The sequence below is a fragment of the Pseudomonas sp. PS01301 genome, from assembly GCF_029960215.1.
Classification (GTDB): domain Bacteria; phylum Pseudomonadota; class Gammaproteobacteria; order Pseudomonadales; family Pseudomonadaceae; genus Aquipseudomonas; species Aquipseudomonas coleopterorum.
The window spans coordinates 1-7,162 of sequence record NZ_JASCPM010000081.1; the positions used below are offsets into that span (position 1 = coordinate 1).

A 7,162-nucleotide genomic window follows, 5' to 3' on the forward strand; every position below is an offset into this window, starting at 1 on the left:
GCTGCGGTGTTTCAGGAATACCGCGGTGGATTCTTCGCGGGCAGAGACCCGCTCCCACAGGGGGGTTGTGTACGCGCTCAAAAAAGCCCGGAGGTCGGGGGCGGTGTGCCCTTGAGCTGCCAGGTGCCCACTGCTGCGGCTTTCCAGTCGCGGGGGTTGTGATTGGCTACGGTGCGGGCGTTGCGCCAGTGCCGGTCCAGGTTATGGCCGCGCCCGGTCGTGGAGGCGCCGCCCACATCGAACACCCGTTCCGCCGCCTTGAGCGCGCATTCGGCGGCGATGTATTGCGCCTGCGCCACCTCGATCGCGGCCTCGTCCACCGCTGCCGGATCGAGCCCCGCCGCCCAGGCGCGATCGATCGCTTCGGCAGCCTTGAGCACCACCGCCTCCGCGGTGTAGGCACGCGCCGAAATCTCGCCCACGCTCAGCGCCACATAAGGATCATCCACCGACTGCTCGGCGCTGCTGTGCTTGATCGGACGCGCATGATGGCGTGCGAACGTTACTGCATCGTTCAACGCATTGCGGGCGATTCCGGCCTGCACCGACGCCAGGAACACCTGCAGGAATGGCGTCACCAGTGTGCGCTTGCCCTCTTCCACCGTGCGCGTGCGCACCTCGTGGGCATAGACCTGCACGTTGTCCAGCCGCGTGGTGCCACTGGCGGTCAGGCGCTGGCCCATGGCGTCGAAATCGTCCAGCAGCACCAGCCCTTCGCGGTCGCGGGGCAGGATGAACGACAGCGGCTGGTCGTGCTCGTCCAGCGCCACCGCGCTGATCCAGTCGGCGTACAGCGAACCGGTGCTGTAGAACTTGCTGCCGTTGGCCCGGTAGTGATCGCCTTCACGCACGATGCGGGCGCTGATGGCACCGTTGGCGCCGCCGACTTCCCAACCGGCGTTGCCCAGCACCGCGCCTTGCAGGTAACGTGCGAACCAGAGCTGACGCTCCTGCTCGGCGCCTTCGGCCCGAGACACCAGCAGCCCTTCGATGAACGCGAAGCCGGGACGCAAGGCTTGGGCGACATTGGAATCCACCGAGGCGATGCGCACCAGCAGGCCGATGACGTCCTTCACCGAGCCGCCGGGGCCGCCATAGCGGGTGGGAATGCGCAGGGTATAGAGCAACGCTTGGGCGATCTGTGCGACGGCCTCGTACGGCAGTTGCCGGTCGCGCTCGCGCGTAGCGGCGCCGGCAGCGATGGCCGGCAGCAACTGCTCGGCACGTGCCAGCAATTGCGCCACGCTCAGCGGCGCTACGGGTGAAGGGGAAGGCGTGACGTTGGCAGCGTGAGTCATGAAGGGTTCCTGTCAGGAAATGGATGGAAGGAGCAGCGCGACGCCTTCAAATGGCGATCTTCCACAAGCGGGATTCATCGAACAGCAGCACGGCGTTTTCCGGTTCCAGCGAAGGGACCTGCAGCGCCACGCCAGCGCTGGGCAGGCGTGGCACGGCACCGAGCAGGCGTTGGGTGTAGGGGTGCTGCGGCGACTCGAACAACTGCTCGACCGGCGCGTGCTCGACCACCTGGCCATGGCGCATCACCAGCACCTCGTCGCTGACATGACGGATGACGCCCAGGTCATGGGAAATGAACAGGTAGGCCAGGCCCAGTTCGGCTTGCAGGTCGGCGAGCAGGTCCAGCACCTGGGCCTGGACCGAGACGTCCAACGCCGATACTGGCTCGTCGCAGACAATCACCTTGGGGTTGCTGGCGATGGCTCGGGCAATCGCCACCCGCTGGCGCTGGCCACCGGAGAGTTGCAGGGGCCGTCGCGTTGCCAGCTCGGCAGGCAAGCGCACCTGCTGCAGCAAATGACGAATACGAGGTGCCTGGTCAGGCGCTGCGACGCCGGCCACGTCCAACGCATCGGCGAGAATCTGCCCGACGCTCCAGCGCGGGTCGAACGAACTGAGCGGGTCCTGATAGATCACGCTGATGTCACGTCGCAGCGCCCGGCGCTGGCTTTCGGCGACCCGTGCGTCGGCGCTGCCGTTCCAGGGTTGATCGAGGAAGCACACCTGGCCGTCGTCCGTTTCGAGCAATCCCAGGGCCATGCGCGCCACGGTGGTCTTGCCCGAACCGGATTCACCGACGATGCCCAGGGTCTGGCCGGCGCGCAGCTCGAAGTCGACGCCGTCGACCACCTGGCGCACCTGCTGGTCAGGCCCGACATAGCGCTTGCCCAGGCCACGGGCTTGCAACAGCACGGGCTGATCGAGCCGTGGCGCGCGGGCAAGCGTGGCGGCAGGTTGACCAGGGCTGAGACGAGTACCGCGCTCATGCTCCGCCGGAACCGCATCGAGCAGGCTGCGGGTGTAGGGATGGCGCGGCGCGGTCAGGACCTGATGCATGCTGCCCTGCTCCACCACCTCACCGTGCTGCAACACCAGCACCTCGTCGGCCAGTTGCGCGACCACCGCCAGATCGTGACTGATGATCAACAACGAACTGCCCTGGGCCTTGATCGCCTGCAATACACCGAGAATCTGCGCTTGCACGGTGGCGTCCAATGCGGTGGTCGGCTCGTCGGCGATCACCAGGCCCGGATCAAGCGCCAGGGCGCTGGCGATCAACGCGCGCTGACGCAGTCCGCCGGACAACTCTCCCGAGCGCTGTCTGGCGCGCAGGGCCGGTTCCGGCACCCCGACCCGTTCCAGCAATTGCAGCACCCGCGCGGCACGGGAAGCACGATCGCCCCAACCATGGGTCTGCAGCACTTCGAGAATTTCCTTGCCGACCGGCCGCAGCGGATCGAGCGAAACCAAGGCATCCTGCAACACGAAACCGATGTCCTTGCCGCGCACTCGACGCCACTGGCGGTCGCTCAAGGCCAGCAAATCGAGATCACCGTATTGCAGGCGCCGTGCCCGCACCTGCGCGCCCTCTCCGGCCAGGCCGATCAGGCTGCGCGCGGTAACGCTCTTTCCCGAGCCGGATTCGCCGACCAGGGCCAGGGTCTTGCCCGGTTCCAGGGTGAACGACAGGTTGCGCACCACGTTTTGCCCGGCGAACTCCACGCTCAGGCCTTCGACGATCAGCGTCTTGTGGCTCATGTCAGGCGGCCCTCCAGGCGTTGTTGCAGATAGCGACCGGCGACGGTGGTCGACAAGGTGGTGAGTACGATGAACAGTCCAGGGAAAAACGTCAGCCACCAGGCGTTGGCAATGAAGTCGCGGCCCATGGACAGCATGGTGCCCCACTCCGGCGTGGGCGGCCGGGCGCCCAGGCCGAGGAAGCTCAGCGCCGAGGCCCAGACGATGGCCTGCCCCACACCCATGGTCAGGGTGACGATCAGCGGGCGCATGGCGTTGGGCAGCAGCTGCCGCCAGATGATGCGTCGAGTCGGGTGGCCCAGGGCGCGTGCCGCTTCGATGTAACCGGCGTTGCGCACCGCCAGCACCTGCCCACGGACCATCCGCGCATACCCCGGCGCGGCGCCCAGGCCGGTGGCGATGATCAGCGGGCCGATGCCGCTGCCGAAGATGGCCACGAACAGCAATGCCAGAACCAGGCTGGGAAAGGCGAACAGTATTTCCAGCAACCAGCCCACACCGCGGTCGGTGCGCAGCCCGCCCAGGCCGCCGAGCAGGCCGAGAACAATGGCGATGCTCATCGCCAGCGCCGTCGCCGCCAAACCGACGAACAGCGACAGGCGCGCGCCGTGGATCACCCGTGAGTAGATGTCGCGACCGGACTGGTCAGTGCCGAACCAGTGTGCCCAACCGGGCGGATGAAAGGCGTCGCGCGGAACGATGGCCAGCGGGTCGCCGTGCGCGAACAGCTGCGGTGTCAGCGCGGCCACGATCACCAGCGTCAGGAAACCGATGGCCAGGCTCGCACCCAGACGGATCCGACGGGGTCGACGTTGAGTGCGCAGCGGCAGCGCCGGGCTCTCCAGAATCAGATCGCTCATGCCAGGGTTTCCTTCTGCCGTGGGTCGATCCACTGGTACACCAGGTCGACCAGAATGTTGGCCAGCACATAACCGGCCGCGACCACCAGGCTGATGCCGATGGTCAGTGGCAAGTCCTGCAGTTGCACCGCTTGATACAACTGACGGCCCAGGCCCCTGCGGGAAAAGATCACTTCGATCACCACGGCGCCGCTGATCAGCGCGCCGATCGCCCAGCCGGACAACGACACGCCGGGCAGCACGGCATGCCGCAGTGCGTGCCTGAAGCGTACCGCCGCGTCGCTCAGGCCACGGGTGCGTGCGGTCAGCACGAAGGGCTGGTCCAGGGTCAGTTCCAGGGATTCGCGGGTCACCTGGCCAATGAAGCCGGCCAGCGGCACCGCCAGCGCGATCGTCGGCAGCACCAGGGTCCGCCAGCCGTCGCTGCCCGCCGGTGGGAACAGGCGCAAGCCGAAGGCGAACACCGCCAGCAGCACGATGCCCAGCCAGAAATGCGGAAGGGCCGCGCACAGGGTTTCAGCCAGGGACGCCAGGCGCCCGACCCAGCTACGGCGACCGGCGGTGAACACGGTCAGGGCCAGCACCAGCAGCCAGGCCAGCACCAGTGCGCTCAAGGTCAGCTGCAGGGTCGGCCCGGCCTGCTCGGCCAGTACCCGCGTAACCGGCATGTGCTGGGAATAGGAAACCCCCAGGTCGCCCTGCACCAGGCGCACCAGATACAGCCCGTACTGGACCGCCAGGGGCCGATCCAGGCCGTACTCGCGGGTGACCTCGGCGACGGTCTCCGGGGTCGGGTTGCCGCTGGGTCCACCCAGGATGGCCTGTACCGGATCGCCCGGCATCAGGCGCAGGGCGAAGAAGGTCAGCGTGGCGACGGCCCACAACACCAGCAATCCTCCGCCAAGGCGCACGGCGGCGCGGCGGCCCAGACGAATCAAGCGCTGGCGACGGGGGTCCGGCGACGAAACGGTTAAAGATGTCGTGGTCATTTGTTCACCCAGGCGTCATAGAGGTAGGTCACCGCCAGCGAGGTTTCCAGACGAACCCCCTGGGTCGTCTTGTAGATGCCCAGCCGGGTGCTTTGCGGGTAGGTGGTCAGTTGCAGGTACTGGCTGGAGGCGACGGCCTGCGCCTGGTGGTACAACGCCTGGCGTTGGCTGGGGTCTTGGGTGGCCAGAGCCTGTTGCACCAGCTCGTCGAACTGCGGATCGCTGAAGCCTGCGGTGTTCTGGTGATAGCCGCCCACCCCAGCAGGCTGGATGAACGCGCTGCTGAAGATGATCCGCAGCACGTCGGCGGTGTTGGTGTTCCAGTAGCCAACGCGGATGTCGTAATCCCAATCGGCCTGGCGCTTGGTCGCCTGCACATCGCTCATCTGCTCCATGATCAGCTCGATGCCGGCTTGCCGCGTGGTGGCCTGCACCTGCTCCCACAGGGTGAATTCCGACGGCGGCGTGCGATTGCCCAGCACCACCGTCACCTGCAGGCGCTTGCCGTCCTTGAGGCGATAGCCCTCCTCGTCACGGCCGGTCCAGCCGGCCTCGTCGAGCAGTTGCGCGGCGCGCGCCGGGTCGTAATCCTGGGCATGTTCGAAGTCGGGACTGTAGAAGCGGGTGGCTTTGCTCAACGGACCACCGGCGCGAGGAAACTCGCCGAAGTAGACGCTTTTCAAGGCACCGTCGATGTCGGCGCTGCGCACGAAGGCTTCACGCACCTTGATATCGTTGAACGGCGCGCGGCGGATATTCAGCGTGCCGTTAGTAGGGTTGCCGGGGCGCTGGGCAATGATCAGTTGCAGGTCCGGGTTGCGGCGTGCCGCTTCGTGGGATTCGGGCGGCAGGACTTCGATCACGTCCACTTCACCGGCCTGCAGTGACGCGAACCGTACGGAAGGCTCCTGGATGAACTTCCAGACGATGCGATCCAGGTACGCGGGCCCCTGATGCTGGGCCGTGGGCGGCGCCGAGTTGTAGTGCGGGTTGCGTTCGAGCACCACCTGGCTTTGCCGGTCCCAGCGCGCCACCTTGAACGGGCCGGTGCCGACCGGGCTTTCGCAGTTGACGTCGCGCGGACGCAGCAGCGCCTGGGGCGATTCGATACCGAGGAACCCCTGCGCCAGCACTTCCAGAAACGCCGCGTAGGGTGTGGCCAGGTGCACCTGAGCGGTGTAGGTGTCGAGCACATCGGTGCGTTGGTACTGACGGATGTAGCCGCCCGCGGTGCTCGACTGGGTCTTGGGGTTGGCCATGTGGTCGAGGTTGGCCTTGACCGCTGCGGCGTTGAACGGCGTGCCGTCGGTGAAGCGCACGTCATCGCGCAGGTGGAAGGTGTAGGTCAGGCCATCGGGCGAAATGTCCCAGCTGTTTGCCAGCCAAGGTCCGATACGCCCCTCGGCGTCCATCGACACCAGCGAGTCGAGGACTTGCTGGGCGAGAAACACTTGCGGCATGTCGCCGGCGACGTGCGGGTCCAGGCAGGTCGGTTCGCGGTCGGTGGCATAGATGAGCGTGCCGCCGCTGACCGGGGTTTTGGTGCGTGCCGCAGCGGTGGGATGGTTGTCACAACCGCTCAACAGGAAGCTGACGGCTAACAAACTGGCCCAAGCGATGCCGCCATGGGGTGTTGCAGAAGAACGCGGATGAATGTCTGGCATGGGTCGGGCTGCGCCTTGTGTCGATGCTGAAGCTCACAAGGGGTGATTGCACAAGCCATGCCGACTGCCCCACCCCGCAGTTGCGGGGCTTTGCGGGTTTTGCTGGATGGACTGACGGGGCAGTTTGTTGAAGGGGTGTTGGCTGGCGGACAGTTGTCGGGGAGAAGCTGTCTCTGTGTTGCAGATCCGGTTTCATCGGTGAATCGAAAACCGTCTTCGCGGGCAGAGACCCGCTCCCACATGGGCTGGGCGCGATGCATGGGGTTTGGCTGTGGGATGCAGGGTAATGGCTACTGGATGTGTCGTGGCCGAGGGCGCTTTCGCGGGCAGAGACCCGCTCCCACATGGGCTGGGCGATGCATGGGGTTTGGCTGTGGGATGCAGGGTAATGACTACTGGATGTGTCGTGGCAGAGGGCGCTTTCGCGGGCAGAGACCCGCTCCCACATGGGCTGGGCGATGCATGGGGTTTGGCTGTGGGATGCAGGGTAATGACTACTGGATGTGTTGTGGCCGAGGGCGCTTTCGCGGGCAGAGACCCGCTCCCACGGGGGTGCGGGGGAGTTTCATCCCTGTGGGAGCGGGTCTCTGCC

Annotated in this window: 5 protein-coding genes; all 5 read right to left on the bottom strand. The window is 66.4% G+C overall.

The genetic code is table 11. The annotated features are described in order from the left end of the window. Positions 1–77: 77 nt before the first annotated feature. From QMX89_RS22205 to QMX89_RS22225, 5 genes are read right to left on the bottom strand one after another with little or no spacing between them, the layout of a single operon-like run. Positions 78–1,298: an acyl-CoA dehydrogenase family protein gene (locus tag QMX89_RS22205; protein ID WP_282349910.1), complete on the bottom strand. Its 1,221-nt coding sequence runs from the start codon at positions 1,296–1,298 to the stop codon at positions 78–80. A 46-nt stretch (positions 1,299–1,344) separates the two neighbouring features. Then, positions 1,345–3,057, bottom strand: coding sequence for an ABC transporter ATP-binding protein (locus tag QMX89_RS22210; RefSeq protein ID WP_282349911.1), 1,713 nt, complete (start codon positions 3,055–3,057; stop codon positions 1,345–1,347). After that, positions 3,054–3,917, bottom strand: a complete 864-nt coding sequence (locus tag QMX89_RS22215; protein ID WP_191999752.1) for an ABC transporter permease — start codon at positions 3,915–3,917, stop codon at positions 3,054–3,056. The genes QMX89_RS22210 and QMX89_RS22215 overlap by 4 nt, the downstream gene beginning before the upstream one ends. Then, on the bottom strand, positions 3,914–4,906 hold the full coding sequence (locus QMX89_RS22220) for an ABC transporter permease (protein WP_282349912.1): 993 nt from the start codon (positions 4,904–4,906) through the stop codon (positions 3,914–3,916). Before QMX89_RS22220 ends, QMX89_RS22215 begins: the two co-directional genes overlap by 4 nt. After that, a complete protein-coding gene (locus tag QMX89_RS22225; RefSeq protein WP_282349913.1) occupies positions 4,903–6,570 on the bottom strand; it encodes an ABC transporter substrate-binding protein in 1,668 nt (555 codons plus the stop codon). Before QMX89_RS22225 ends, QMX89_RS22220 begins: the two co-directional genes overlap by 4 nt. Positions 6,571–7,162 lie beyond the last annotated feature (592 nt).